22 protein-coding genes are annotated in these 24,633 nt (G+C 72.1%); 2 read left to right on the top strand and 20 right to left on the bottom strand.

Going from position 1 to position 24,633, the window contains the following annotated elements:
- Positions 1-25 precede the first annotated feature (25 nt).
- Together M3M55_RS08650 and M3M55_RS08655 are read left to right on the top strand one after the other, a co-directional pair.
- Positions 26-1,279, top strand: coding sequence for a DegT/DnrJ/EryC1/StrS aminotransferase family protein (locus M3M55_RS08650; protein ID WP_249009103.1), 1,254 nt, complete (start codon positions 26-28; stop codon positions 1,277-1,279).
- Positions 1,276-2,856, top strand: coding sequence for a glycosyltransferase (locus M3M55_RS08655; protein WP_249009104.1), 1,581 nt, complete (start codon positions 1,276-1,278; stop codon positions 2,854-2,856). The genes M3M55_RS08650 and M3M55_RS08655 overlap by 4 nt, the downstream gene beginning before the upstream one ends.
- Here M3M55_RS08655 and M3M55_RS08660 read toward each other — a convergent pair.
- The 20 genes from M3M55_RS08660 to cheB all read right to left on the bottom strand — a co-directional run bounded on the left by M3M55_RS08660 (position 2,824) and on the right by cheB (position 24,607).
- Positions 2,824-2,967: a glycosyltransferase gene (locus M3M55_RS08660; protein WP_249009105.1), complete on the bottom strand. Its 144-nt coding sequence runs from the start codon at positions 2,965-2,967 to the stop codon at positions 2,824-2,826. The two genes, M3M55_RS08655 and M3M55_RS08660, sit on opposite strands and share 33 nt — an antisense overlap.
- Positions 2,967-4,796, bottom strand: a complete 1,830-nt coding sequence (locus tag M3M55_RS08665; protein ID WP_249009106.1) for a glycosyltransferase family 2 protein — start codon at positions 4,794-4,796, stop codon at positions 2,967-2,969. The genes M3M55_RS08660 and M3M55_RS08665 overlap by 1 nt, the downstream gene beginning before the upstream one ends.
- A complete protein-coding gene (locus tag M3M55_RS08670; RefSeq protein ID WP_249009107.1) occupies positions 4,787-8,554 on the bottom strand; it encodes a glycosyltransferase in 3,768 nt (1,255 codons plus the stop codon). The genes M3M55_RS08665 and M3M55_RS08670 overlap by 10 nt, the downstream gene beginning before the upstream one ends.
- 305 nt (positions 8,555-8,859) lie before the next feature.
- A complete protein-coding gene (locus M3M55_RS08675; protein WP_249009108.1) occupies positions 8,860-9,687 on the bottom strand; it encodes a flagellin in 828 nt (275 codons plus the stop codon).
- Positions 9,688-9,809: 122 nt separating this feature from the next.
- Positions 9,810-10,262 (bottom strand): hypothetical protein, encoded by a 453-nt coding sequence (locus M3M55_RS08680; protein ID WP_249009109.1) that lies wholly within the window; start codon positions 10,260-10,262, stop codon positions 9,810-9,812.
- Positions 10,259-11,803, bottom strand: coding sequence for a hypothetical protein (locus tag M3M55_RS08685; protein ID WP_249009110.1), 1,545 nt, complete (start codon positions 11,801-11,803; stop codon positions 10,259-10,261). Before M3M55_RS08685 ends, M3M55_RS08680 begins: the two co-directional genes overlap by 4 nt.
- Positions 11,800-13,926 (bottom strand): flagellar biosynthesis protein FlhA, encoded by a 2,127-nt coding sequence (flhA, locus tag M3M55_RS08690; protein ID WP_249009111.1) that lies wholly within the window; start codon positions 13,924-13,926, stop codon positions 11,800-11,802. Before flhA ends, M3M55_RS08685 begins: the two co-directional genes overlap by 4 nt.
- A complete protein-coding gene (gene flhB / locus M3M55_RS08695) occupies positions 13,923-14,993 on the bottom strand; it encodes a flagellar biosynthesis protein FlhB (protein WP_249009112.1) in 1,071 nt (356 codons plus the stop codon). The genes flhA and flhB overlap by 4 nt, the downstream gene beginning before the upstream one ends.
- A gap of 4 nt (positions 14,994-14,997) precedes the next feature.
- Positions 14,998-15,792 carry a flagellar biosynthetic protein FliR gene (locus M3M55_RS08700; protein WP_249009113.1) on the bottom strand — a complete coding sequence of 265 codons (795 nt, stop codon included), beginning with the start codon at positions 15,790-15,792 and terminating at the stop codon, positions 14,998-15,000.
- On the bottom strand, positions 15,789-16,061 hold the full coding sequence (fliQ, locus tag M3M55_RS08705) for a flagellar biosynthesis protein FliQ (RefSeq protein WP_249009114.1): 273 nt from the start codon (positions 16,059-16,061) through the stop codon (positions 15,789-15,791). The genes M3M55_RS08700 and fliQ overlap by 4 nt, the downstream gene beginning before the upstream one ends.
- Before the next feature lie 25 nt (positions 16,062-16,086).
- Positions 16,087-16,722, bottom strand: coding sequence for a flagellar type III secretion system pore protein FliP (fliP, locus tag M3M55_RS08710; RefSeq protein WP_249009115.1), 636 nt, complete (start codon positions 16,720-16,722; stop codon positions 16,087-16,089).
- Positions 16,719-17,255, bottom strand: a complete 537-nt coding sequence (gene fliO, locus M3M55_RS08715) for a flagellar biosynthetic protein FliO (protein ID WP_249009116.1) — start codon at positions 17,253-17,255, stop codon at positions 16,719-16,721. The genes fliP and fliO overlap by 4 nt, the downstream gene beginning before the upstream one ends.
- A gap of 125 nt (positions 17,256-17,380) precedes the next feature.
- Positions 17,381-17,740 carry a response regulator gene (locus M3M55_RS08720; protein WP_249009117.1) on the bottom strand — a complete coding sequence of 120 codons (360 nt, stop codon included), beginning with the start codon at positions 17,738-17,740 and terminating at the stop codon, positions 17,381-17,383.
- A gap of 1 nt (position 17,741) precedes the next feature.
- A complete protein-coding gene (locus M3M55_RS08725; RefSeq protein ID WP_249009118.1) occupies positions 17,742-18,692 on the bottom strand; it encodes a FliM/FliN family flagellar motor switch protein in 951 nt (316 codons plus the stop codon).
- Positions 18,692-19,657 (bottom strand): flagellar motor switch protein FliM, encoded by a 966-nt coding sequence (locus tag M3M55_RS08730; protein ID WP_249009119.1) that lies wholly within the window; start codon positions 19,655-19,657, stop codon positions 18,692-18,694. The genes M3M55_RS08725 and M3M55_RS08730 overlap by 1 nt, the downstream gene beginning before the upstream one ends.
- Complete coding sequence (locus M3M55_RS08735) at positions 19,654-20,142, bottom strand: chemotaxis protein CheD (RefSeq protein WP_249009120.1); 489 nt, start codon at positions 20,140-20,142, stop codon at positions 19,654-19,656. The genes M3M55_RS08730 and M3M55_RS08735 overlap by 4 nt, the downstream gene beginning before the upstream one ends.
- 4 nt (positions 20,143-20,146) lie before the next feature.
- The gene (locus tag M3M55_RS08740) at positions 20,147-20,746 is read right to left on the bottom strand and encodes a chemotaxis protein CheC (protein WP_249009121.1); all 600 of its coding nucleotides are present in this window, start codon (positions 20,744-20,746) and stop codon (positions 20,147-20,149) included.
- An 8-nt stretch (positions 20,747-20,754) separates the two neighbouring features.
- Positions 20,755-22,710: a chemotaxis protein CheA gene (locus M3M55_RS08745; RefSeq protein WP_249009122.1), complete on the bottom strand. Its 1,956-nt coding sequence runs from the start codon at positions 22,708-22,710 to the stop codon at positions 20,755-20,757.
- Complete coding sequence (locus tag M3M55_RS08750; protein ID WP_249009123.1) at positions 22,710-23,561, bottom strand: protein-glutamate O-methyltransferase CheR; 852 nt, start codon at positions 23,559-23,561, stop codon at positions 22,710-22,712. Before M3M55_RS08750 ends, M3M55_RS08745 begins: the two co-directional genes overlap by 1 nt.
- Positions 23,558-24,607, bottom strand: a complete 1,050-nt coding sequence (cheB, locus tag M3M55_RS08755; RefSeq protein ID WP_249009124.1) for a chemotaxis-specific protein-glutamate methyltransferase CheB — start codon at positions 24,605-24,607, stop codon at positions 23,558-23,560. The genes M3M55_RS08750 and cheB overlap by 4 nt, the downstream gene beginning before the upstream one ends.
- Positions 24,608-24,633: the final 26 nt, after the last annotated feature.

Below are 24,633 nucleotides of genomic sequence, written 5' to 3' on the forward strand. Positions count from 1 at the left end.
GGAGCGCCCGATCTTCCTGGGTGCGATGCTTCTCTCCTCCACCACGCCGATCCGGGGCGTCCGCAGCTCGCGTGCGCGCACGGCTCTGAACACCGTGACGCTCGGCACCTTCGAAGCGACCCCGGCGGCCCGTCGCTATGTCGATGACGTCCTCACGACGGGTCGGCTCTCCTACGGCCCGTACTCCAGGCGGTTCGAAAGTGAATTCGCCGCGATCCACCAGTCCGCGTCCGCGGTGGTGTCGAGCAGCGGTACGGCCGCCCTGCAGGTCGCCCTCCAGGCCATGAAGGAGGTCGACGGCTGGGCGGATGGCGACGAGGTGATCGTCCCGGCGGTGACCTTCGTGGCCACGGCGAACATCGTGTTGCACAACAACCTCAGGCCGGTGCTCGTCGACGTCGAACCGGACTTCTACGGCTTGGAGCCGGCCGCCTTCGAGGCGGCGATCACTCCGCGCACGCGAGCGGTCATCCCGGTGCACCTGTTCGGCCAGCCCTGCGACATGACCGCGATCATGGCCATCGCGAGCCGCCACGGACTCCGCGTCCTCGAGGACAGCTGCGAGACGATGTTCGCCCGTCACGCGGGTCGTATGTGCGGGTCCTTCGGTGACGCCGCCGCCTTCTCGACCTACATCGCCCACCTGATCGTGACCGGCGTGGGCGGGTTGACGACGACGTCGGACGCGGACCTGGCGGCCATCACCCGCTCGCTCATCAATCATGGCCGTGACGGCATCTACATCTCGATCGACGACACGGGATCCAGCCGGGTCGAGCGGGAGATGATCGTCGACCGCCGCTTCCGCTTCGACCGGGTCGGGCACTCGGCCCGGATCACCGAGCTCGAAGCGGCCCTGGGTGTGGCCGCGCTGGAGACGTGGGAGGAGATGGTGGCCATCAGGCGCACCCACGGCGCGTATCTCACCGCACGCCTGAGCGAGGTGAGCGACCGCATCCAGATCCCAGCACGGCGGCCCGAGACCGACCACTCGTTCATGATGTTTCCGCTCGTCCTCCATGACGAGCCCAAGCGCGAACTCGTGCAGCACCTCGAGTCCACGGGAATCGAGACGCGGGACATGCTCCCGATCCTCACCCAACCCGTCTACCGAGACGGGAACCTGCTCGACGCGACACCCGGCCGCCACCCGACCGCGGAGTGGATCGACCACTCGGGGTTCTACGTCGGCTGCCATCAGGGCCTGGGCGCCGAGCAGCTCGAGCACCTGGCTGACACGATCATCGCGTGGTGTCGGACGGCTCCTCTGAGTCGATGACGGAGATCCTGGGCTGGGCCAGCGTGCTCGGCGACCGTGGCGGATACGGGAACGCGGCGCGCAACTTCGTGCGCGGTCTCCGTGACGCCGGGTCCCCGCCGGCGCTGGCGCAGATCGGCCCGACCGATCCCGACATCGGTGAGCGGGATCAGCAGCTGCTGCGGGACCTCGCCCACGGGGACCTCGCGGGCGTCGACACGATGGTCGCCCACGTGCCCCCGCCGATGCTCGTCGACCTCGTCCCCCGGCTGCGCGCGGTCGCGGGCACCCCGGTGGCCGCCTGCACGATCGCCGAGACCGACCGCCTGTCCGCCGAGTGGGCCGCCGCCTGCAACCTGGCCGACGAGGTGTGGGTCCCGACCACCTTCAACCTGCTCACCTTCGCCGCCTCGGGCGTCGACCCGCACAAGCTGCGCCTTGTGCCCTACGGGATCGATGGCGAGGCGTGGGAGCCCCTCGGGCTGGTGAACCGCAGCGTCGCGCCCGACGACCACTTCGTGTTCCTCTACACGTTCCAATTCGACTGGCGCAAGGGCTTCGATCTGCTGCTGGCGTCCTACCTCCAGGAGTTCACGCGAGCGGATCCGGTGACCCTCGTGCTGAAGATCTTCGAGCCGCCGGGGGCGGTGCGGAGCATCCGCGCGCGTCTCGCCGAGTCGATCCTCGACCGGGTCGACCTGCTCTCCGAGGACCTGCCGCGGGTGGTCATCATCGACGAGGCGCTCGAGCGCGAGGCGCTCGCCGCTCTGCACCGGCGGGCGGACCTCTACATCTCGACGGACCGGGCCAACGGTTGGGGCATGCCCTGCATGGAGCAGATGGCGATGGGCAAGGCGGCGGCCTGCATCGACTGGTCCGGCAGCACCGAGTTCATGCACGCCGACAACGCACTGCTCATCCCCGCGCGCGTTCCGCTCGTGCCGGTGGACGCCCGCCTGCAACGCGAGCGTCCCGATTACCGCGGACAGCGCTGGGCGGAGGCGAGCGAGGCCGACGTCCGGGCGGTGATGCGGTCCGCGTTCGCCGGGGAGGTGGACCTGGCTCGCCTCGGTGCGGCGGCACGAGCGGAGATCCTCGAGCGTTGGTCGCTCGCGGACTCGGCACGCTGGATCGCCGGCCGGGACGCCGGGGCCTACACCCCCGCCCCCGGACTGGCGTCGCGGCTGCGTCCGATGGTCGGGCTGAGCGAGCATGGCGTGTACGCGAACCCCCACCCCCGGATGCTCGCCTGCGACGCCGCGCATCTCTCCGACGCCGACCTGGCTGGGACACTGAGCGCCTACGCCGCGGCCTTCCCCGCCGACACCCCGGTGGCGCTCGTGCTCGCCGGTGATCCGGCGCGCATCACAGGTCGGGTGATGGCGGCGTTCCAGGCGATCGGCGTCGACCCCGACGACATCGCTGACGCCGTCGTCGGGGCCGAGATCGGTGATGTGCTGGCCGATCCGCGGCTCGTCGGCCTGATCGGCGCCGGCCGTTGGCCCGATGGCCTCACCACGGCTTGCGCCGCCGACCCCGAGGCACTGCGCGCCGCGCTGGACCGCTCAGCCCCGCCGGTGTTCGCCTCGCTGCCCTAGCGCGCCGATTCGCAGCTCGACGTCGCCGCAGGTCTCGGCGAGCGCGCTGGCGAGGCAGGCGTCGAGGAAGTCGGGCCGGAAGGCCGGCAGGAGGATCGACACGCGTGGCATCAGCGCACCGACCCGGCCCCGGTCGCCAGCCCCGCCTGCGCCCGGCGCGGCCCGCCGCGCCACCCCGCGAGGACCTGTGCGATCGCCTCGGGTGCGCAGGCGGCCACGACACGTCGCGCCCGATCGGCGCGGGCCGGCGCGGACCGATCGGCGCTCGCGAGGGCACGCCGGAGCTCAGCGGGTGTCTCCAGGCTCACCGAATGAGGGTCGAGACCGAGCACGTGGGCGGCCGGACCACCGGGTCCGGCCCCCACCACGGCCGCCCCGACGCCCGCGGCGACGAGCAGCCGCCGTTCGCAGACGTCCCACGGGTCGAGGCTGAGCACGACGTCCGCTTCCGCGGCGAGCGTCGCAAACCTCGTCTCATCGGCACAGGGGCCGAGCAGCTCGGCCCCGGGGAGCCGAGCGGCCAGCTCGGCGTCGAGCCCGCGAACCGTGGCGGCGGGCAGGATCCGCAGCTCGATCCCGCCCGGCAGCCGCGACAGAGTCGCCAGCGTCGCGTCGGCCTGGGCGGGGAGGTGGGTGGGGAGGAGGGCGAGGATGCCCGCCCCGCCCCCGCCCGGCGGGTGGGGGGCAACCGTCGGGGGCACGAGCTCGAGCCGGGCGGGCGCGATCCCCGCCGCAGCCGCCGTGGCGAGCATCGCCGGGCTCGGGCACCAGACCGCCGTGGCGCCGGCGAGGTCGGGGCCGAGCCGACCGCCGAGCAGCCGGACGGTCAGCGGCGAGCCGGGCAGGTCAAGGGCGGGGCCCGCGGTACCCACGCGGATCACCGGTACCCCGGTCGGCAGGCTCGCGCGCCGGGCCCGCTCGGCGGCCTGCGCCGCCGCGCCGGTGCCGCGGGCGACGAGCAGGCTGGCGGGGAGATCGACGGCCGCGGGCGTCCAACCGGTCGCCTCGAGGCTGAGCAGCAGGGCGCGGGTTTCGTCACCGAGCGGCCCGATCCCCGCGGGGGCGCCGAGCACGAGCACGTCACCGACCGCGGCGGGATCCCGGGCCGGTGGGTGACGCTCGAGCCGGGCGTCCCAGACGGCGGCGGCGAGGTCGTCGTCGGGCCCCAGCAGCGTTCCCCAGCGGCTGATGAAGCGGCGGTCGTTGCCGGCCATCCGGGCGGCCCGCTCCGGGGTCAACCACTGGGCGGCGCCCTGTCCGCGGGAGGCGCCCTCATGGTGGATGATGCTGACGTCGCCGCGGTAGACGATCCGGCCCCCGACGCTGCGCAGCTTCAGGCACAGGTCGACGTCCTCGAGCCCGTCGACGTAGCCTTCGTCGAAGCCGCCGACGGAGGCGAAGGCGCTCGTCGAGACGGCGACACAGGCGGCGGTGACGCAGTCGGCCTCCCAGCGGCCGGTACTCGCCGCGAGCTCTCCCTCACGGTGGTGGAGGACGTGTTCGGCCATCGCGGCGCCGCCGTGGGCCGGGGAGGCGAGGAAGGCGACCCCGGCGTGCTGGAGGGTGCCGTCGGGGTAGAGCAGACGACAGCCGGCGGCGGCGACGCCCGGCTCGCGGGCCTGCTCCGCAAGGGTCTCCAGGGCTCCCGGAGCCACCTCTGTGTCGTTGTTGAGGAAGACGAGGACGTCCCCGGAGGCGAGGCGGGCCCCGTGGTTGCAGCCCGCGGCGAAGTGGACGTTCTCCTCCAGCAGGCTGACGGTCGCCCGGTCCGTCCAGCCCACCAGCAGCTGCCGGGTGTCGTCGGGGGAGGCGTTGTCGACGATCACCAGCTCCCAGTCGTCGCCGAGCCGGGTTCCGAGACAGCGCTCGAGGGAGGCGAGGCACGCCTCCGTGCGGGCACGCTGCCCGTAGGTGACGATGATGATCGAGCTCACCGGCATGCCGGCACCTCCGCCCGTGGACGGCGACCGGCGAGCAGCGCGGGGAGCTCGTTGACGCCGAGCACCGGCGTGCCGGCCGCTTGGGCGGCGCGGACGTGGCCGGCGCTGGCGGGGTGCAGGACGACCAAGGCGTCGACGCTCGCGTGCAGGGACCCGCCGCTGAGGTCTCGGGCGGCACGGCTGAGGACATGCACGTCCGCGCAGCGATCGAGATCGACGTCCGCGCGGGCGGCGGCCGCGAGCACGTGGGCCTCGAGGGCGGCGGAGTCCCCGGCCGCGTCCGGGTCCGCGAGGAGCAGCAGGTGAGCGTCGCCGTCGGTCTGCGTAGCCGCCGCCCACGCCGCGAGGAGGGCCGCCAGATCGTCTCGGCCACGCCAGGCCGGGACGGCGAGCAGTCGCAACGAGCGGTCGGTGCCGGGGGGCCGGGGCTCCCTGCCGGCGCGGGTGCGGGCGGGCGCTGCACCCGGGCTCCGCTGGGCGAGGGCGACGATCCGCGCCTCGGCGCGGGCGGCGACGCGATCCCAGCTGAGCGCCTCCGCCGCGGCGCGCGCCGCCGCGCCGCGGGCCCGGCGTCCCGCCGGGTCGGCGGCGACGCTGGCGAGCGTCCGGGTGAGGGCTTCGACGTCGGGATCGAGCAGCCACGGGGTGCCCTCGGGGACGAGCTCCCCGAGCTGGGCGGCGGGGAAGCCGGCGCGCCGGGCGGGAATCCGCCAACCCGCCGCCGGAGGGCAGAACTCGTCGGTCGGACCGCCGGCGGTGCAGATCACCGGCAGGCCACACGCCATCGCCTCGAGGACGGGCATCGCGAACCCCTCCCCCCGGTAGGGGTGCACGAGCACGTCACAGGAGCGGTACAGGTCGGCGAGCTCGGCCGGGCTCAGCTCGGTGTCGATCAGCTCGATCCGCGCCCGTGCGCCGGCGCTGACGTGGGCTCGGATCGGGTCGCGCATGGGGTCGGCCGGACCGCCGGCGCGGTAGATCCCGTCGGCGCCGAAGTCCTTGATCACGAGCACGACGTCCTCGCGCCCGGCAAACGCCCGCTGCCACGCCGCCAGGAGCACGTCCGGGCCCTTGCGGTAGATCAGCCCGCCGACGAACAGGAACCGCACGGGCTCGGCGGACGCCGGAGGTGAGGGGTCGGTCGTCGGTGCGCGGGCGGGCCGGGTCGCGTCGGCGGGGGAGAAGAGCTCGAGGTCGACGCCGTTGGGGATCACCTGCACGCGCTCGGCCGCGATGCCGCCGTCGAGGTACATCCGGCGGACGTACTCGCTCGGCACCCACAGCTCGTCGACGTGGTCGGCGATCGGCTCGAGCCAGGCGCGCGGGACCGCCCCGAACTCCCAGGGCAGGATCACGCAGAGGGCACCCGCGGGGGCGGGGGAGAGGTCCGGCGGCCACTGATGGCGGACCTCGACCGCCGCGGTGTGAGGCAACGGCGCGTCAAGGCTCTTCCCATCGGCCTGGACTCGCTGGAGGGCGACGGTGAGCCGTTCGGTGATCTGGTCGTTGACGATGGACAGGCTGGTCGGCGCCCCGAACGCGCCCTGCCAGCGGACGGTCGGGCCCTCGGGACGGTCGTCGGTGTCGCCGCGTTCGCCGCGGTAGTACCGCTCGAGGGTGTCGACGTAGGCGTCGAAGCTCGCCGGCGGACCGATGCCGCGCTGGAGCCGCTCCAGCAGCCCGGGCTCGAGCGTGAGACGGTCGAGCGCTCCGGCGAGGCTCGCGGGATCGAGGGCGGTGAAGACGAGCCCGTCGACGCCGTCGGTGACGACCTCGGCGAGACCGCCGAGCCGCGGAACGATCAGCGGTAGGCCGGCGGCCCGGCACTCGGCGGCGGCGAGCGGGGCGCAGTCCCACCACAGGGACGGGAGCGCGGCCGCATCGACATCGGCGAGGAGTTCGGGCAGTTGCGCCGGCGTGAAGGGACCGCACAGTTCGACCACCCCACGGGTGTCGATCTGCGCGAGCGCCTCGACCATCGCCGGAGCCGTCTCCCCGATGATCTTGACCCGGACGGGCGCCCGGGTGAGCTGGGCGGCGGCGGCGAGCAGCTGCGGGCCCTTGTGCGGGTAGGCCGAGCCGAGGAAGGCGACGGTGAGCTGGTCCCCGCGCCGTCCCGGCCGGCGCCGGGATCCGACCCGCTGCCAGATCTCCTGCTCGTGGGGCATTGCCTGGGGAACGACGTCGATCATCTCCGCCGGGTAGCCCGCGTGGACGAGGGTGCTGCGGACCGCCGTCGACACGGCGAGAATCCGGTCGAGGCCGAGCCGGGCCCGGGAGCGGATCCCGTCGAGGCGGCGCTGGTGGGGGCGTGGGTCCTCCACACCGGTGCAGCGGGCACACCGGGATCCGTCGCCGGGGCCCGGACAGATCCCGCCCCCACCGTCCATCAGATATCCGCGCGGACAGATGAGCCAGTAGTTGTGGGTGCTGAAGTAGGCGGGCAGGCCGCGGACGGCGGCGGCGTCGATCAGCGCCGCACCGAGGTTGTGCAGGTTGTGGAAGTGGACGACGTCGGGCCGATGGCGGTCGAGGGCGGCGGAGAACCGGCTGGTGATCTCGGGGTCGTCGAGCTCACGATCCGGGCGGGCCATGTCAAAGAGACCGTGGGGCCGGTTGTGCACGCCGATGAGCCGCACGCCGTCCTCCTCCCACTCCACCGTCTCATAGGGCACCCGCGAGGGGGTGAGCGCCGTCGCGGCATGAAAGACGGTCACCTCCCACCCGCGGCGGGCGAGCGCCTTGGCGGCCAGTCGGGGAACGGTCGTGCCGCCCCCGGGGTCCTTCCAACCAAATGCGGTCATCATCAGCCGGCCCCGCGAGGGCGACCGCGGCGGCCGGGGCGGGGCAGGGAGGGCGGCGGCGCGGGCGCGCAGGCGGGCGGCGAGGCCGGGGACGGGAACGGCGCGGCGCTCGAGCCGCCCGGCGATCTGCTCGAGGGCCCGCCGGGTGGCGGTTGCCGGTTCCAGGACCGCCCAGTCGAGCTCGGGGCAGAGTTCGCGCAGGTCGTGACGGTGCAGCGCGTCGGCGAGGATCCCCTCAAGGTCGGCCTGCTCGGCGGCCCGTCCGGCCGTCTCATCGGAGGCGTTCCCACCGTGGCGGCGCACGGCGACGAGCGGCCCGCCGGGGCAGTGGCGGAAGCGGAAGTGCGGGGCGGCGCGGAGCCACAGGTCGAAGTCGTTGGCGATCGGGAAGCGGCCGTCATAGCCGCCGATCGCCGCGTACACGCGGCGGTGCACCATCCGCGTCGGGTCGACGATGTGGTTGTGGCCGAACAGCAGCGCGGCGAGCAGCTGCCGGGGCGCCAGCTCCCGGCTCGGCCAGTGGCCGATCGTCGCTCCGGTCGCGTCGATGATCGTCGCGTCGCCGTGCACGATCGCGGTGTCCGGGTGACGGTCGAAGATCGCGACCTGGCGGCTGATCCGCCCGGGGAGGGCGACGTCATCATCCCCGAGCATCGCGATCAGCTCACCCGCGGCGGCGTCGACGATCGTGTTGTAGGCGGCGGCGATCCCACGGTTGTCGGGGTGACGCACGATCCGCAGGCGGGGATCGGCGCCGAGGCGGGCGAGGATCGCCTCCGTCCGCGGGTTGGCGCCACCGTCGAGAACGACGAGCACCTCCAGCGACGGGAAGTCCTGTTCCAGGGCGCTGGTGACCGCCGCCTCGAGGAAGGTGTCGCGGGTGTAGGTGGCGACGCCGAGGGTGACGCGAGGCGGGCCGTCGGGCCGCGGTGACGGGGTGGTGATCGAGGACACCGTGTCCTCAGTGGTCGGCCGCTTCGAGGTCTCCTTGAGTGGCGGGGCCCGGGGCCGGCGGGCTCCTGAGGCACCTCAGGGGTGGGGCGCCAGCGGCGCCCCACCCCTGTTCCGGTTCCCTCGATGAACGCGGAGACGGTGCTGTATGTGATCCCGCCGACGCAGGGCGGGAATGTGTGTGTCCCAGAGGGTCGGGCACGCCTGCCGCCTCTGAGCTTGGTCGCCGGGCGCCGGGGTGACGGACACGCATCACCCCGGCGCGGCCCGGCGGAGCCTTGAGGACGCCGCCGGACCGGGCGAAGGGCTTACAGGTTCTGGATCAGCTTGAGAACCTGCTGGGGGGCCTGCTCGGCCTGGGAGAGCATCGAGATTCCCGACTGTTCCAGGATCTGCTGCTGGGTGAAGACCGAGGTCTCCGCCGCCATGTCGACGTCCTGGATCGTCGACTGCGCGGCCGACAGGTTCTCCGAGTAGGTGGAGAGGTTGTTGAGCGTGTAGGAGAGACGGTTCTGCACCGCACCGAGGGAGGAGGCGGACTCCGACACGTCGTTGATCAGACCGTCGATCGTCGACAGCACGTTGGACGCCCCGAGGGCTCCCGCGGTGTTGGCGAGCGTGCTGACCCCGGCGGTGATCGAGCTGAGGTTCGTCAGGTTGACGCTGATCGTGTCCCCGTCGTTGGCGCCGACCTGGAAGGTCAGGGTCGCCTGGCTGCCGTTGAACAGGCTGATGCCGTTGAACTGCGACTGGTTCTGGATGTCGCTGATCTCCGCGGCGAGCTGACCCACCTCGGAGACGATCGCGTTCTGGTCCTGGGTGTTGAGCGTGCCGCCGTTGTACTCGACCGCGAGCTCACGGACCCGCTGGAGGACCTGCTGCACGTCGTTGAGACCGCCGTCGGCCGTCTGGACGAGGGAGACCGCGTCCTGGGCGTTGTTGGAGGCCTGGTTGAGGCCGTTGACCTGGCCGGTGAGGTCCGCCACGATCGAATAGCCGGCGGCGTCGTCGGCGGCGGTGTTGATCCGCAGGCCCGAGGACAGGTCGGTCGTCGCGGTGCTCAGCGCGTTCTCGGTCTGAGTCAGGTTGTTCTGGGCGATCAGCGCCTCAGAGTTGGTGTTGATGAACAGGGACATGTCGATCTCCTTGATCGCGTGTGGGTTGTCGTCCCGAGGCTGGACTCCGTGTCCGCCTCTTGCCCTCCATCATCGGCCGGTGTCGTCGCGACTTGAGCGACGAATACGACCGCGGCCCGCGCTCAGCGAGCGGGCCGTCCGGCGTCCTCACGGGCGGCGCGCAGCGCGTCGGCGCGCGCTCGCAGCTCGGCGGCGAGCAGCGCCCGCCAGACCGCGACGGCGCAGCCCCAGGCGATCACGTACCCGCAGACGCCGGCGATCAGCGCCCGCTCGGCTGCCATGACGAGGGGGACGCTCGCCTTCAGTGAGAGCATCAGGGCGAGTCCGAAGGCGCCGAGACCGACGCCCGCTTTGATCTGGGTGACGCTCGCTCGGGCCCGGGGGTGGCCGGCGACGCTCGGGAGCGCCCCGGCCTCGGGTGCGGCCCCGCGCCTGCCCTTACCCTTACCCTTGTTCTTGCTCTTGCTCCTGTTGCCCGACGATCCCTTGCCCGTCCCCGCCCGGGACGCCTTGGTCGCCGCGACCGGTGCGGCGGTGGGATCGGTGGCCTCCTCCTCCTCTGCGGGACGGCTCATGACAGCAGCAGTTGCGCGAGCGCGGCCGGGTCGGTGCCGATCAGCGCGCGACGGTGGTCGGCGGCGGCGGTGAGGTAGGCGATCGGGAGGCCGGAGGAGGCCGCGAGCTCGATGCCGACTCCGAACTGGTCGCTCTCGTCGGCGTGGCTGATCAGCAGGCCGGTCGGCGCGAGGCCGCCGAGTCCCGCCAGGAGGCGGGCGGCGGCGGCGCCGCCGAGATGGGCGCCGAGGGTCAGGTAGACGGCGTCCGGGGCGATCGCCGCCAGCCGGGCGGCGAGCGCGCCGACCGCCTCCGGGTCGGCGGGGGACACCGACGGCGTGTCGATGATGACGACCCCGTCCTCCCGTTCACGGGCGACCCGGGCAGCCGCGGCTGCCTCCGCCCGGGCGACCGCGCCGCGACCGCCGGCACCGATCCGGGTGAGCGGGATACCGTCCCCGGCGAGCAGTTCGCCCAGGCGGCGAGCGGTCGCCGGGGCGTCGAGGGAGGCGACCGACACCGGCAGGGTCGAGTGGCGACGGTACGCGTCGGCGAGGGCGGCGACCGCGACCGTCTTCCCGGAGCCGCCGGCGCCGACGAAGGCGATCGCGCCGCCCCCGGAGGGAAGGACCGGAGCGGGAGGGAGTCGGCGGGCGAGTTCCTGGCGGACTGCGCCGCGGAGGCCACCCGGCGCGGCGGCTCCGTGGGCGCCGGCGGCTTCGATCAGGGCGGCGGCAAAGGCGCTTGAGGTGCCCAACGCGGTCAGCTCGGTGTGAACGGCCTGCGCGGCGACGCGGTCGACGCCGAACGGCTCGAGGCGGTGCCGGACCGTGCTCCGGCGAGCCCCACGCGGCCGGGCCGCCGAGGCTCGCCGGCTCCCGCCGTCCGCCGCCGGGATCACGGTGGGGGTTGGGTCGAGGCGGGGCTCGGCCGCGGGGGCCGTCGGCTCGATGGCGGACTCCGCCGAGCGGGGCGTCGCGTCGACCCGGATGTCCACTGCGGGGAGCGGCGCCTCGACGACCACGTCCACCGCGACGGGGCCACCCTCGACGACAGCGACGGCCGGAGCGACCTCCGGGGTCGCCTCCGGCTCGACCGCCGAGGCGGCCCAGGCCTGCACCGCCTGATCGAGCCGGCTGGAGAAATCACTCGGTGCCGGCAGACCCGGCAGTGACGGCAACGACGGGAGAACCGGCGGGGCGGGGGCGAGGGCGAGACCACTGAGCCGCGGGAGCTCGAGTGGCAGCCCGCCATCGTCTCCGCCGGATGGGAGCGAGGCGGGCGCGGCGTCATCGTCGGCGTCGTAGAGATCGACGGCGGGACCGCCCGCCCGGGCCTGGACCTCGATGAAGCGCGTGGCGAAGAAACCGCCGACCCCGCCGATCAGGCCCTCACGCTCGCGAAGGATCACCGCGTTCTCCCCGAGCTCTCGGCGGATTCGTGGCAGCAGCTGCTCGAGGTTCTTGCCACGGTAGGTACGAACCGGAGAGCCGGGGCGGTCCGGGAGCCAGCGGCTCGGGGCGCGGTCGGCGGCGTCGGTGGGGCGGTCGATGATGCTCATGTGTGGACGACTCCGATCGTTTCGACGCTGACACCGGCTGCGATCTCGTTGTAGGAGCAGACGGCAAGGTGGGGGAGGGCGTGCTCGACGAGACGTCGGATGTGGCGGCGGACCCGGGCGGAGCAGAGCAGCACCGGACGCGCCCCAAGGCGGGCGTTGGCCTGCTCGGCCTGCTGGCGCAACGCCGTCAGCATCGCCTGGGCGCGGGCGGGCTCCATCGCCAGCAGCTCGCCCTCGGTCGTCTGGGTGAGCGCGGCGACGACCTCCGCCTCGACGGCCGGGTCGAGCGTGATCGCGTGCAGGGTCTGGTCGACCCCGAGGTAGGGGGCGGTGATCGATCGGCCGAGCGCCTGGCGGGCGTACTCGGCCAGCAGCACCGGGTCCCGGGTCAGCCGCGCCTTGTCCGAGACGGCCTCGACGATCGTTGACAGGTCGCGGATCGACACGCCCTCACCGAGCAGGCACTGGAGGACCCGCTGGATCTCGCCGAGGCTGAGGATGTCGGGGACGACCTCATTGACGACCGCCTCATTCGTCGTCTTGAGCTGGTCGAGGAGCTGGCGCACGTCCTGGCGGGTGAGCAGCTCCGCCGCGTGCCCTCGGATCGTCTCGGTGAGGTGCGTGACGATCACCGACTCACCGTCGACGACGGTGTAGCCGGCCGCCTCCGCCGCGGGCCGCTGACCCTCGTGGATCCACAGGGCGGCCATGCCGAAGGCGGGCTCGACGGTCGGGATGCCGTCGACGCTGCCGACGACGTCGCCCGGATCCATGGCAAGCAGATGGCCGGGCAGGACCTTGCCGCGGGCGACCGCGACCCCGCGCACCTTGAACTCGTACTCGTGGGCCTCGAGGTCGAGCTCGTCGTGGATTCGCACGCGCGGGATGACCATTCCCATCTCCGTTGCGATCTGACGGCGGATGAGCGACACGCGGCCCGCGAGCGTGCCGCCGGCACCGCGGTCCACGAGCGGCACGAGCCCGAAGCCGACGCTCAACTCGAGCGCGTCGATCGCGAGCTCCTTGAGCACCGTCTCGCGCGCGACTCCGTCGCCGAGGGCACCGGCGGCGGGCGGGGCGATCCCCGGTGTCGCCGGCCCGGCCGCCGGCGACACCGCCAGCAGGCTCTCGGGCACCCCGTGCTTGGTCACGTAGCGGCCGACGAAGATGAGCATCACCCCGATCAGCAGGAACGGGATCTTCGGCAGGCCGGGGACCATCGCGAAGGCGCAGATCGCCGCCCCGGCGACGATCGGAGCGCGCTGCTGGCTGAGGATCTGCCCGGCGATCTCCGAGCCGAGATCACGCTGGCTCGCGCTGCGGGTGACGAGGATGCCGGTGGCGACCGAGATCAGCAGCGCCGGGATCTGGGCGGCGAGACCGTCGCCGACGGTCAACATCGAGTACGTGTGGATCGCCGTGCCGAAGGAGTCATGGTGGATCAGCACGCCCATCACGATCCCGCCGATCAGGTTGATCAGGGTGATCAGCACGGCGGCCATCGCGTCGCCGCGGACGAACTTGGAGGCGCCGTCCATCGAGCCGTAGAAGTCCGCCTCGCGGGTGATCTCCTGGCGCCGGGCGCGCGCCTCCTGGTCGGTGATCAGACCGGCGTTCATGTCGGCGTCGATCGCCATCTGCTTGCCGGGCATCGCGTCGAGGGTGAAGCGGGCGGACACCTCCGCGACCCGGCCGGCGCCGTTGGTGATGACGACGAACTGGATGACGACGAGGATGAGGAAGATGATCAGACCGATCAGGACGTTGTTGCCGACGACGAACTGGCCGAAGGCGTGCACGACCGAGCCGGCGTTCCCGGTCGACAGGATCCGCCGGGTGACGCTGACGTTGATCGCGAGCCGGAACATCGTCGTCAACAGCAGCAGCGACGGGAAGACGCTGAACTCGAGCGCTTTGTTGACGTACATCGTCACCACGACGATCACGAGTCCGCCGGAGATGTTGAGGGTGATCAGCAGGTCGAGCAGGGTCGGCGGCAGCGGCACGACGAGCATCGTCACGATCGTCACGACGGCGACGGCGGCGAGCAGGTCCGTGTGCGCGAGCACGCGCGCGAACCCGCGCGGGGCGGCGGCCGGGGTGGGCAGGCCGGTGGCGCTCATACCGCGACCTTTCGCCGCGCGGCCATCCGGTAGACGAAGGCGAGGACCTCCGCGACGGCGGCATACAGGTCGGCGGGGATCATCTGGTCGACCTCGACGACCCGGAACAGCTCCCGTGCGAGCGGCTTGTTCTCGACGATCGGAATCGCGTGCTCGTTCGCGATCCGCCGGATCGAGAGGGCGACGTTGTCCTGGCCCTTGGCGACGACGACCGGGGCGGGGACGTCCCCGCTGTACTGGAGAGCGACGGCGAAGTGCGTCGGGTTGGTGACGACGACGTCGGCCCGCGGGACGGCGGCCATCATCCGCGCCCGGGCGGCTTGGAGCTGGCGGCGGCGGATCGCCGACTTCACCTCGGCCGGGAGGTCGTGGGCCTTGAACTCGTCGCGCACCTCCTGCTTGGTCATCTTCAGCGACTTCTCGACCTGGCGGCGCTGCCAGGCGTAGTCGATCACGCCGATCAGCAGGTAGCCGGCCCCCGCCCGGAGGGCGAGTCCGGTGAGGTTGGTGCGCAGCATTACCGCGAGCGCGCCGGGGCCGGTCCCGACGCTCGCCTGGATGTGGGTCATGTCCGGGACGAGCGTGAGCGCGATCAGCGAGCCGACGACGGCGACCTTCGCGATCGACTTGGCCGTCTCAAAACCCGCGCGGGGCCCGAAGATCCGCTTCGCGTTGGTCAACGGGTTGAGCTTGGAGAAGGTCGGCTTGAGCGCCTTGGGGCTGTACTTGAGGCCGGCCTGGGCGACGTTGACGATGACCGCGGCGGCGAGGCAGACCCCGGCGATCGGGGCGACGGCACCGATCACCGTGCTGGCCAGCAGCGACATCAGGCCGTGCAGCCCGGCGCCGGTCATGACGTTCGCCGGACGGGCGATCTGTCCGAAGATCGCGACCATCGCTGCGCCGGTCGAGTGGGCGATCGCGCCGCTGAAGGCAAGTACGGCGATCAGGCCGGCGCTCACCACGACGGCGCCGCTGAGATCGGTGGACTTGGCGACCTGGCCCTTCGCCCGTGCCTCACGGCGGTGCTTGGCGGTCGGCTTCTCGGTCTTGTCGTCGTTTGCCATGGCGTCAGATCGTCTGCAGGAAGGTGGTCATCGCGTTCTGCAGGGCGCCCGACATCCAGCCGGCGATGAGGGGAAGGGAAACGCCGACGAGCAGCAGCGAGACCCCGATCTTCACCGGGAAGCCGACCGCGTAGACGTTCAGCTGCGGGGCGACCCGGGAGACGAGGCCAAAGGCGATGTCGGCGATGACGACGGCGAACATCACCGGAGCGATCACCTCGACCGCGCCGAGGAAGACGACGCCGACCATCGCCTCGGCGCCACCGATCAGGCCGCGGAGCTGGCCGTCGCTGAGCGGGGCGGCGAGCGGAGCGACCCGAAAGGTCGCGTCGATCCCGCGCAGCGTCCAGGCGTCGCCGCCGACGGCGAGGAACAGCGCCATCCCGATCATGCTGTAGACCGTCGTCAGGGTGCCGCCCTGGTTGCCGAAGATCGGATCGATCTGGGAGCCGAAGCTGAACCCCGACAGGCTGTCGGCGAGCACCCCGGCTCCGGTGATCGCCGCGAACACGCAGCCGATCGCCAGGGCGAGCGCGAGGCCGACGATGAAGTTGACGAGGATCAGTCCGACGATGGTGACCGTTCCCGTCGGAATCGTCTCGCCGTGCGCGGCGACGGTGGTCAACCCGAGCGCGAGGGCGACCGCGAGCACCCCGCGGGCCTGGGGGATCAGCAGCTTGGAGGAGAACACCGGTGCGAGCAGGAACAGGGGGGTGATCCGGGCAAGAACGAGGAAGAACGCGGTGACGTGCCCGGCGCTGATGAGATCGAGCGCGTGGGCGAGGGTGGTGAGGTTCACGGGCTCACCAGTTGCGGGATCTGCTGCCACAGGCTGCTCGCATAGTGGACGAGCTGGTCGAGCATCCACGGGCCGAGCAGGGTGATCAGCAGCGCGAGGGCGATGATCTTGGGGATGAAGGAGAGGGTCTGCTCCTGCAGGGAGGTGACCGCCTGGAACAGGGAGACGGCGAGACCGACGGCGAGACCGGCGAGGAGGATCGGACCGCCGAGCTCGAGGGCGAGCGTCATCGCCTGGTTGGCGAGACTGACGACCGTGTCCTGGTTCATCGGGTCAGGGGGGCCGGCATCGGGATCAGTGGAAGCTCGCCACGAGTGCGCGGGCGATCAGATCCCAGCCGTCGACGAGGACGAACAGGAGGATCTTGAACGGCATCGAGATGAACGTCGGTGGCAGCATCATCATCCCCATGCTCATCAGCGTCGAGGAGACGATCAGGTCGATGATCAGGAACGGCAGGAAGATCAGGAAGCCGATCTGAAAGGCCTGTTTGAGCTCGCTCATGATGAACGCGGGGACCAGCACCCAGGTCGGGACCTGCGCTTCGGTCTGGGGGGTGTTGATGTGCGACAGCCCGACGAACAGGGACAGCTCCTCATTGCCGGTCTGCTTGAACATGAACTCGCGCAGGGGCTGCTCGGCGCGGGTGATCGCCTGGGTCGTGGAGATCTGGTTGTGCTCGAGCGGCACCCAGGCGACCCGCTTGATCTGGTTGAGGGTCGGCATCATCACGAAGATCGTCAGGAACAGGGCGATGCCGACGAGGACCTGGTTGGGCGGTGAGCTGGTCGTGCCGACCGCGGTCCGGATGAACCCGAGCACGATCAGGATCCGGGTGAACCCGGTGACGGTGAAGAGGAGCGCGGGGATGAGGGACAGGCCGCCGACGAGCAGCAGGATCTGCACCGCGCTGGAGGAGCCGAGCTTCATCGCTGGGTAATCCGCCGGAGCGTGTCGAGGGCGCGGGCACGGCCATCGGGGTCGGTCACCCCGCGCAGGCCTCCGAGGCCAAGCCCGAGGCCACCGAGGCTGAGCGGGCTGGGGCGCCCGGCCCCGGGCGTGCCGGGCGGGGAGACCGGCAGCCCCGCCTCCACCGCCTCGTCTTCGCTGAAGCGGTGGATCGAGGTGACCGTGTGCGCCCCGACGCCGAGCAGGTGCAGCTCGCTGCCGACGCGGACGAGCGCGACCGACTGTCCGGCGCCGAGGGGGAGGGAGGCGATGCGCTCGAGCCCCTCGCCGGCGCTCACGAGATCGCGGCCCTTGAGCTTGCGGATCAGCCAGGTGAGCCCGTAGATGACCGCGATGACGATCGCCAGGGCGACGACGGTGCGGAGAATCCCGCCGCCGGCGCCGGCGCTCACGTGCGCGGCCGCGGTCGGGGTGAGGTGGATCCGCGTCGCCTCAAACCCCGTGTCGGGGGCGGGGACGGGGATATGGGCGTGGGCAGGGGCGTGCGACTTCATGACGAGCCTGACTCCATCGAGGGGGAGTCGGCCCGTGTGATCGGCCGGGGCGGGCGGGACTTAAGTCACCGCGGGCGCACGCGATTGACGGCCACCGCGGCGAGTGGCGTCACGGCGGCAGGTGCTCAGGCGAGCGCCTTGCCGACCGCCTCGAGGACCCGTGCGGCTTGGAACGGCTTGACGACGAAGTCCCGCGCCCCGAGCTTCACCGCCTGGAGGACCTTTCCCTCCTGGCCCAGCGCCGAGCACATCACGACCTTGGCGGCCGGGTCGATCGCCATGATCTCGGCGAGCGCGGCGAGGCCGTCCTTCTCCGGCATCGTGATGTCGAGGGTGGTGAGCTCGGGCTTGAGCTCCTGGAAGCGGTTGACGGCTTCGGCGCCGTTCCCCGCCTCCCCGACGATCTCGTGCCCTCCGGAGGTGAGGGCGTCAGAGAGCATCTTGCGCATGAACGCGGCATCGTCGACAACGAGCACTCGGGCCATGTCAGTGGGGTCCTTTCAGGATCGGTTGCGCTTCGGGTTCAGACAGGGAGGAGATGCCGGCAAACGCGAGTGAGCTGGTCTGGCGCAGGCTCGCGTGGGTGACCGATTCGACCTCGATCGCCCATTCGCCGTCCTCGGTGATGAGCAGGCGCCCGTGCCCGAAGCAGAGCCCGTTGACGAACAGGTCGACGGGAGCCTCGGCGGTGCGGTCGAGTTCGACGAGGGCGCCGGCGGGGAGCTCGATCGCCTCACCGAGGGCCATCTCGGCCCGGCCGAGCTCGGCCCAGACCCGCAGCCGGGTGCCGCTGAGCGCCTCGCCGACGGAGATCGGCCGGGCATCGGCATGTTGGGGGTGGCCGCCGTTGGCCGCGTCGACGGCGACCTCGAAGCTGCGCTCCTCGATCGCCCGGGCTATCCGCACGACGAACGCGCTCGGCACGAGCTGGATGAGCCGGCAGCCCTCCCCGGCGATCGTGAAGGTCGTGCTCGCCGAGTACGGCGCCTGCCCGTAGATGTCGCGGATCTCGGCGGTGCTGTTGAGCAGGCGCACGTCCGGCGGGGAGATCGCGATCTCCTGGCCGATCACGACGCTCGTCGCGGCGGCCGCGGCGGCGAGGGTCTGGTTGGCCGCCTCACCGACCGCGGACATCTCGAGCTCACTGAGCGGGCCGTCCGGTTCGGGGGGTACGCCCATCGCCCCCGCGAGCGCCCGCGCGCACGGTTGGCTCATCAGGAAGATGTTCGCCCCGGTGACGCCGTCGACGTAGCTCACCGACGCGGCGAGGGCTGGCTCGGGCAGCCCGGTGAACGGGCTCGACGCGTCCGGGATGACGGTCACCTCACCGCGCTCGACGGTGCCGGGGGCGAGCATCTCGAGGGTCCGGGCGACCGCTTCCGCGGTCGCGGCACCGAGCTGGGTGAGCGCCTGGCGCTGGGGCAGGATGGCGGCCATCAGTCGAGGCCCTCGGCTCCGAGGATCTGCACGGCGCGGCGGGCGCCGCGGACCCCCGGCTTGGCCCGTCCGAGCCGGGTGTTCTCGGCAAACAGGGAGATCCCCGCCTCGGCCCGGCCGCCGAGGCGCACGATCGAGCCCGGCCCGAGGGAGAGGATGTCGGCGATCTCCAGGTCGACGGCGGCCACCTCGGCGCGCAGGGTGATCGGCGCGGCGGCGAGGGCCCGCCCCATCCGCGTGTCGATCCCCTCCGCCCCGGAGGTCGTGTCCCGCCCGGCCACCCGGTCGGAGATCGGGTCGATCGCCTGCCACGGGATGAGCAGGGAGATCGAGCTCGACCGCCGGTTGAGCCGCGCCTCGATCACCGCGGCGAACGTCGGCTCGGAGACCGAGGCGATCGCCGAGCTGTCGGTGTGGGACTCGATCTCACCGAGGCTGAAGCTCACGCCGCCGAGGTCGCGCCAGACGGCCGAGAGCTGGCTGACGAGCGAGGTGAGCAGCCGGCGGGTGAGGGCCCAGTCGATCTCGGAGAAGCGCCGCTCCCGCGGGGCGCGGTCGGCGCTGCCTCCGAGCAGGCACTCGATGCCGGCGAGGGCGAAGACGGATTCGACCATCAGCACCATCCGGGTGGCGATCGGGTCGGCCTCGAGGGTGACGGCGATCGAGTGGCTGGGCAGCAGCGCCTGGGCGGCGGACCAGGTGAGCTGCATCGTGTTGATCGTCTCGAACTCGACGGGGGCGCGCAGCTCCGCCGACAGCCGGGTACCCGCGGTCGCACAGAACGTATCGAGCGCGCGGGCGATGCGCCGCTGGTGGTCGGAGCTGAACTTCGTCGGGCGCGAGAAGTCGACCGAACGCAGCCGCGGCTGGCGTCGGGGGGTGCCGGCGGCCTCGGGAACCTGGCCGGAGCGGGCGGCTTCGAACAGTGCGGTGATCTGATCGGGGCTGAGCGAGTCCGAGCTCATGCGAGCACCGCCCGGCCGAGCACGAGCAGGACGTTGCGCTCGAGGCCGGCCATCTGGGAGGTGACCTCGCCGCCGACCTGGACGCGGGCGGTCCGCCCCCGAATGCCGCCGACGTCGGTGGCGCTGATCGGGATCCCCGCGCTCGTCAGCGCGGCGGTCACCGCCTCGGCGTTGCGGGCCCCGATGTCAAGCCCGGTCGCGAACATCCGCGCGCCACCGATCAGGACCGCCCGCAGCCGCCGGCGTCGCGCCCCGGCGCCGAGGACGGCGGCGAGGAGGGCCGGGACGGCCGTGTCCGCATATTTGCCGGGTTGGTCGCTTCCGCCGCCGGGGCTGGTGGAGAGGACGACGTGGGCAAGGCCCGCCACCGGCGCCTCAGAGTCACAGAGCGCGAGGGCGATACAGGATCCGAGTCCAACGACGGCGAGCTCGTCTCCCAGCGTGTCGGCGACCTTCAGTTCACCCATGCGCACGTTCGCGAGCATCGGGCTAGGCGCCGCCGGAGGCGAGGCCGAGCGGGGCGAGGAGGTGGCTGATCGCGTCGGCCTCGGCGATCAGCAGGAAGCTGATCGCGCACGGCTCGCCGGCGACGTCGAGTTCGGAGTCCAGCAGCAGGGCGGTGTCGTCGGCCCCGGCGGCCTGGGCGAGCATCGAGGCGACGACGGCGCCGAGCATGTCGGTGGCCGAATGGGGCGGGCAGGGGAGGAGCTCATGGCCGGTGATCGCGCCGATCGCGCTCAGGTAGCCGGCCCCGAGGATGTTCCCGATCTCACACAGCGCCGAGTCGCCGATCTCACTGTCCGGTTCGACGCCGAGCAGGCCACACAGCGCGGCTGCGCCGGCCTCATCGATGAGCAGCAGGACGGCGCCGCTGATGTCCCCGTCGACGGGCAGGGCGACGGCGGTCACCGTCTCCGACGGCTCCCCGACAGCGTCGACGGCGTCGGCAAACGGGAGGGCGAGGGCCCGGGGCACCGACAGCCCGATCTCGCGGCCGAGCATCTGGGAGAGGGAGGTCGCCGCCGTTCCGGAGGCGATGTTCGCCAACTCCCTGAGGGCGTCGAGCTGGCTCTCGTTGTACGTGGTCACGAATGCTCCTATCCGTTGGTTCGCGACGGGGCCGGTGGGGCGGGAGGGGCCGCCGCGCCGGATCCGAGGTTCGGGATCAGTGCGTCACAGTCGACGATCAGGGCGATCTGGCCGTCCGCGAGGACGGCCCCGCCGGAGACGGGCTGGCCCTCGGTGGCGACCGGCGGCAGCGGGCGGGTGACGAGCTCGCGCTGGCCGACGAGCGCGTCGACGGTGAGCCCGACACGGCCGGTGGCACCGCGGACGATGACGACGAGATCCTCGGTGCCCGTCGGTGTCTGCCCGAACGTGGCGGCCCCGTCGAGCAGGGGGATGATCCCGTCGGCGAGGGCGAGGACCCGGCGGCCGGTGACCGAGCGGACGTTCTGCTCGCTCAGGCGCAGCGCGCGTTCGACGCGATCGATCGGCAGCGCGAAAGAGGCTCCGGCGATGTCGACCTGCAGGACGGAGACGATCGCGAGGGTGAGCGGCAGGCGGATCTGGGCGCTTGTGCCTGCCCCGCGGGTCGACTCGACGAGCACCTCGCCGCCGAGCTCGCGGACCTTCGCCCGCACCGCGTCCATCCCGACGCCGCGACCGGAGATGTCCGAGGTCGTCTCCGCGGTCGAGAAGCCGGGGGCGAAGAGCAGCTCGATCGCGGCTCGCGTGTCGATCGAGGCGACCGCATCGGGGTCGATCAGCCCGGCCGCGGCCGCCTTGGCGGCGACGGCTTGGGGGTTGATCCCGCGCCCGTCGTCACGCACCTCGATGACGACGCTGCCGCCGCTGTGGCGGGCGGCGATGGTGAGCCGGCCGAGCCGCGGCTTGCCCGCCGCCTCCCGTTCGGCCGGCGGCTCGAGGCCGTGGTCGAGGCTGTTGCGGACAAGGTGGACGAGCGGATCCCCGAGCGCATCGACGACGCTGCGGTCAAGCTCGGTGTCCCGGCCGAGCAGGTCGAGCTCGACCTCCTTGTTCAGCTTCGTGCTGAGGTCTCGGACGAGGCGGGGGAAGCGCATGAAAACGACGTCGACCGGGATCATCCGCACCTGCATCACCATCGACTGGAGGGCCTGGGAGGAGCGGGTGAGGTTCTGCATCGCGCTGTTGAGCGCGGCTGAGCCGAGCCCCTGGGTGTGCACCTCCACAGCCGTCCGGTGGATCACCAGCTCTCCCATCAGGTGCATCAGCTGGTCAAGCCGTTCGGCGTCGACTCGGACGGTCTGGGCGCTGTGGTTCGCGTAGACGGCATGGGGGCGCGGCCCCGGCGTCTGCGCGGCCTCCTCTGCGGCGGGAGCGGCGGCCGGCCCGGTGGTGACAGGAGCCGGCGACGCTCCCGGCAGCTCACCGGTGTGCTCGGTCACCTCGACGGCGGCAACGTCGGAGACGCGGGTGATCGCGGCGGCGAGCTCGCTCGGAGCCTGCTCGGTCGTCACCCACGCTTCGATCTCCAGGCCCTTGAAGGTGTCGAGATCGTCGGGGCCGGGGAGGCTCGAGTTGATCGCCCCGTGCTCACCGAGCGCGGCAAGCACCATGTGAGCGCGGACGGCCGGCATCACGGTCGCCTCGTCGAGGGAGACGAGCACGTGCATCACCTGGCCGGCGGCGGTCGTCCGCACGAGCCGGGCGAGACGGTCGATCAGCAACGCCGGATCGAGGTCCTCGCGACCGACCTCCTCGATCGAGTCGACCGCCGCCGACAGCGCGTCGAGGCAGGCGAGAACGGCGTCGACCGCGTCCTGGGAGAGCCCGCCAGAGCGCTGGCGCAGCAGCTCGAACACCTCCTCCATCTCATGCGTCAGCGCGGCGATCTGGGCGAACCCCATCGTCGCCGACATCCCTTTGAGCGAGTGAGCGATCCGGAAGATCTGATCGACGGTCTCACGGTCGGCCGGGTCGTTCTCCAGGGCGACGACGGCGAGGTTGAGGTCCTGGAGATGCTCGCGGGACTCGGCGAGGAACATCGGCATGTATTCGGAGGTGTCCATCAGCTCTTGCGGTAGATGAACGGGTACGCGGAAGCGAGCCCGAGCTCGGCGGCGTGGGCGACCCGCTCGGTCGAGCCGACCATCAGGAAGCCGCCGGGGCGCAGGGCGCTCGCCAGCCGGGCGTGCAACTGATCGCGGATCGGTTCGTTGAAGTAGATCACGGTGTTGCGACACAGGATCAGGTCATAGGAGCCCGGCCGGGGGGACATCGTCAGCAGATCCCCGAGCTCGAAGCTCGTCATCGCCATCAGCCCCGGCTTGGCCTGCCAGTTTCCCTCGGTCTCCGCGAAGCCGGCGAGCAGCTTGGCCCGCGGGGCGCTGCGCGCGTCCTCCTCACTGAACCGGCCCCGCCGCGCCCGGGCGATCATGCGCCGATCGATGTCGGTGCCGTGGATCGTGACGCGCAAGCGCGAGCCCGCGCCGGCCAGGTGACAGAGGGCGGCGAGCGTGTACGCCTCGGCGCCGTAGGAGCAGCCCGCGCTCCAGGCGTTGATGCCTCCCCGCTCGGCGAGTGCGGGGATCAGCTTCGCCTCGATCAGGTCCCACTGCTCGGGGTTGCGCCACAGCTGGCTGACGTTGATCGTCACCCGGTCGAGCAGTTCGCTGAGGTGGGTGGCGTCGCCGCGGAGCGCCGGGAAGCTGTCGCGCAGGTCGGTGACCCCCCGCTGGGCGTAGAACGAGCGCAGGCGCCGTTCCATCTGCGGCCGCTTGTACTGGAGCAGCTCGATGCCGCAGAGCTGCTGGAGGAACAGGCAGAAGTCGACGTAATCGTCGGAGGTCGCCGGGCGCGGGCGCGGGTAGGTGCGCCGGTTGGCCCCGGTGCGGGCGGGTCCGTCGGTGCTGAGGCTCATCGGGCTTCCTCTCTGATCGCATCAACCAGTTCGGTCAAGGAGAGAACCTCGTCGGCGAGATCGGCCTCGACGACGGCGCGCGGCATCCCGTAAACGGTGCAGCTCTCCTGCTCCTGCACGAGCACGCGCCCGCCGTGACGCTTGACCGCGCCGGCGCCGAGCAGCCCGTCCTCCCCCATCCCGGTGAGCACGACGAGCAGGGTGCGCTCGCCGAACACGCGAGCCACGTCAGCGATCGTGAGATCCGCCCGCGGACGCAGCGCGCCGATCTCCGGCTCGTCACTGAGCTGGGTGCGTCCGGAGTCGTCGAGACGCAGGTGCCGGCCGCCGGGAGCGAGCAGCGCGACGCGCGGGTCGAGGATTTCACCGCCGACCGCCTCCTGCACGGTGAGGGCAGACGCCTGGTCGAGCCGGGCGGCGAGGGACCGGGTGAAGTTCGGCGGCATGTGCTGGACGATCAGCGTCCCGACCCCGAGGTGATCGGGCAGGCGGGGGACGAGCTCCGCAAGGGCCCGCGGCCCTCCGGTGGAGGTGGCGATGATGACCGCACGGGCGTGTTCGGTCCGCAGGCTCGCGCCGCGCAGGCGGCCGCGGTGCACTCTCTCGCCGGCGCCGGCCCGTCCACCGAGCAGTCCGGAGGTCGCCGCCTTGACCTTCTCCACGAGCTGGGTGGCGAACCCGTCGAGACCCTCGCCCGCCGCCGGTTTGGGCACGAGGTCGAACGCGCCCTCAGCGAGGGCGTCAACGGCCCGCGCACCCTGGCTGGGGAAGAAGGCCGAGACGACGACAACCGGCAGCTGCGGTGCGCTGGCCTGGAGTCGCTTGAGGACGCCGATCCCGTCAAGACCGGGCATCGTCAGGTCCAGCATCAGCGCGTCCGGACGCTCCCGCTCACAGACCGCGAGCGCCTGGTCGCCGTCAGCGGCCGACCCGACGACGCGGATGCCCGCGCGGGTCAGTGACGCGGAGACGATCTGGCGCATCAGCGCGCTGTCGTCGGCGACGACAACGCGGGCGGGTGGCGGCTCGGTGTCGAGGACAGGCATGCGCGGACGGGACGGTGGCGGCCCGG

It is taken from the genome of Conexibacter sp. DBS9H8 (genome assembly GCF_023330685.1).
In the GTDB taxonomy this organism is placed as follows: Bacteria; Actinomycetota; Thermoleophilia; order Solirubrobacterales; family Solirubrobacteraceae; genus Palsa-465.

What these genes read in the sequence shown, in the direction of transcription:
- M3M55_RS08650 (WP_249009103.1), top strand. Translation starts at nt 26, where the DNA reads ATGCTTCTCTCCTCCACCACGCCGATCCGGGGCGTCCGCAGCTCGCGT.
- M3M55_RS08655 (WP_249009104.1), top strand. Translation starts at nt 1,276, where the DNA reads ATGACGGAGATCCTGGGCTGGGCCAGCGTGCTCGGCGACCGTGGCGGA.
- M3M55_RS08660 (WP_249009105.1), bottom strand. Translation starts at nt 2,967, where the DNA reads ATGCCACGCGTGTCGATCCTCCTGCCGGCCTTCCGGCCCGACTTCCTC.
- M3M55_RS08665 (WP_249009106.1), bottom strand. Translation starts at nt 4,796, where the DNA reads ATGCCGGTGAGCTCGATCATCATCGTCACCTACGGGCAGCGTGCCCGC.
- M3M55_RS08675 (WP_249009108.1), bottom strand. Translation starts at nt 9,687, where the DNA reads ATGTCCCTGTTCATCAACACCAACTCTGAGGCGCTGATCGCCCAGAAC.
- M3M55_RS08680 (WP_249009109.1), bottom strand. Translation starts at nt 10,262, where the DNA reads ATGAGCCGTCCCGCAGAGGAGGAGGAGGCCACCGATCCCACCGCCGCA.
- M3M55_RS08685 (WP_249009110.1), bottom strand. Translation starts at nt 11,803, where the DNA reads ATGAGCATCATCGACCGCCCCACCGACGCCGCCGACCGCGCCCCGAGC.
- flhA (WP_249009111.1), bottom strand. Translation starts at nt 13,926, where the DNA reads ATGAGCGCCACCGGCCTGCCCACCCCGGCCGCCGCCCCGCGCGGGTTC.
- flhB (WP_249009112.1), bottom strand. Translation starts at nt 14,993, where the DNA reads ATGGCAAACGACGACAAGACCGAGAAGCCGACCGCCAAGCACCGCCGT.
- fliQ (WP_249009114.1), bottom strand. Translation starts at nt 16,061, where the DNA reads ATGAACCAGGACACGGTCGTCAGTCTCGCCAACCAGGCGATGACGCTC.
- fliP (WP_249009115.1), bottom strand. Translation starts at nt 16,722, where the DNA reads ATGAAGCTCGGCTCCTCCAGCGCGGTGCAGATCCTGCTGCTCGTCGGC.
- fliO (WP_249009116.1), bottom strand. Translation starts at nt 17,255, where the DNA reads ATGAAGTCGCACGCCCCTGCCCACGCCCATATCCCCGTCCCCGCCCCC.
- M3M55_RS08720 (WP_249009117.1), bottom strand. Translation starts at nt 17,740, where the DNA reads ATGGCCCGAGTGCTCGTTGTCGACGATGCCGCGTTCATGCGCAAGATG.
- M3M55_RS08725 (WP_249009118.1), bottom strand. Translation starts at nt 18,692, where the DNA reads ATGGCCGCCATCCTGCCCCAGCGCCAGGCGCTCACCCAGCTCGGTGCC.
- M3M55_RS08730 (WP_249009119.1), bottom strand. Translation starts at nt 19,657, where the DNA reads ATGAGCTCGGACTCGCTCAGCCCCGATCAGATCACCGCACTGTTCGAA.
- M3M55_RS08735 (WP_249009120.1), bottom strand. Translation starts at nt 20,142, where the DNA reads ATGCTCGCGAACGTGCGCATGGGTGAACTGAAGGTCGCCGACACGCTG.
- M3M55_RS08745 (WP_249009122.1), bottom strand. Translation starts at nt 22,710, where the DNA reads ATGGACACCTCCGAATACATGCCGATGTTCCTCGCCGAGTCCCGCGAG.
- M3M55_RS08750 (WP_249009123.1), bottom strand. Translation starts at nt 23,561, where the DNA reads ATGAGCCTCAGCACCGACGGACCCGCCCGCACCGGGGCCAACCGGCGC.
- cheB (WP_249009124.1), bottom strand. Translation starts at nt 24,607, where the DNA reads ATGCCTGTCCTCGACACCGAGCCGCCACCCGCCCGCGTTGTCGTCGCC.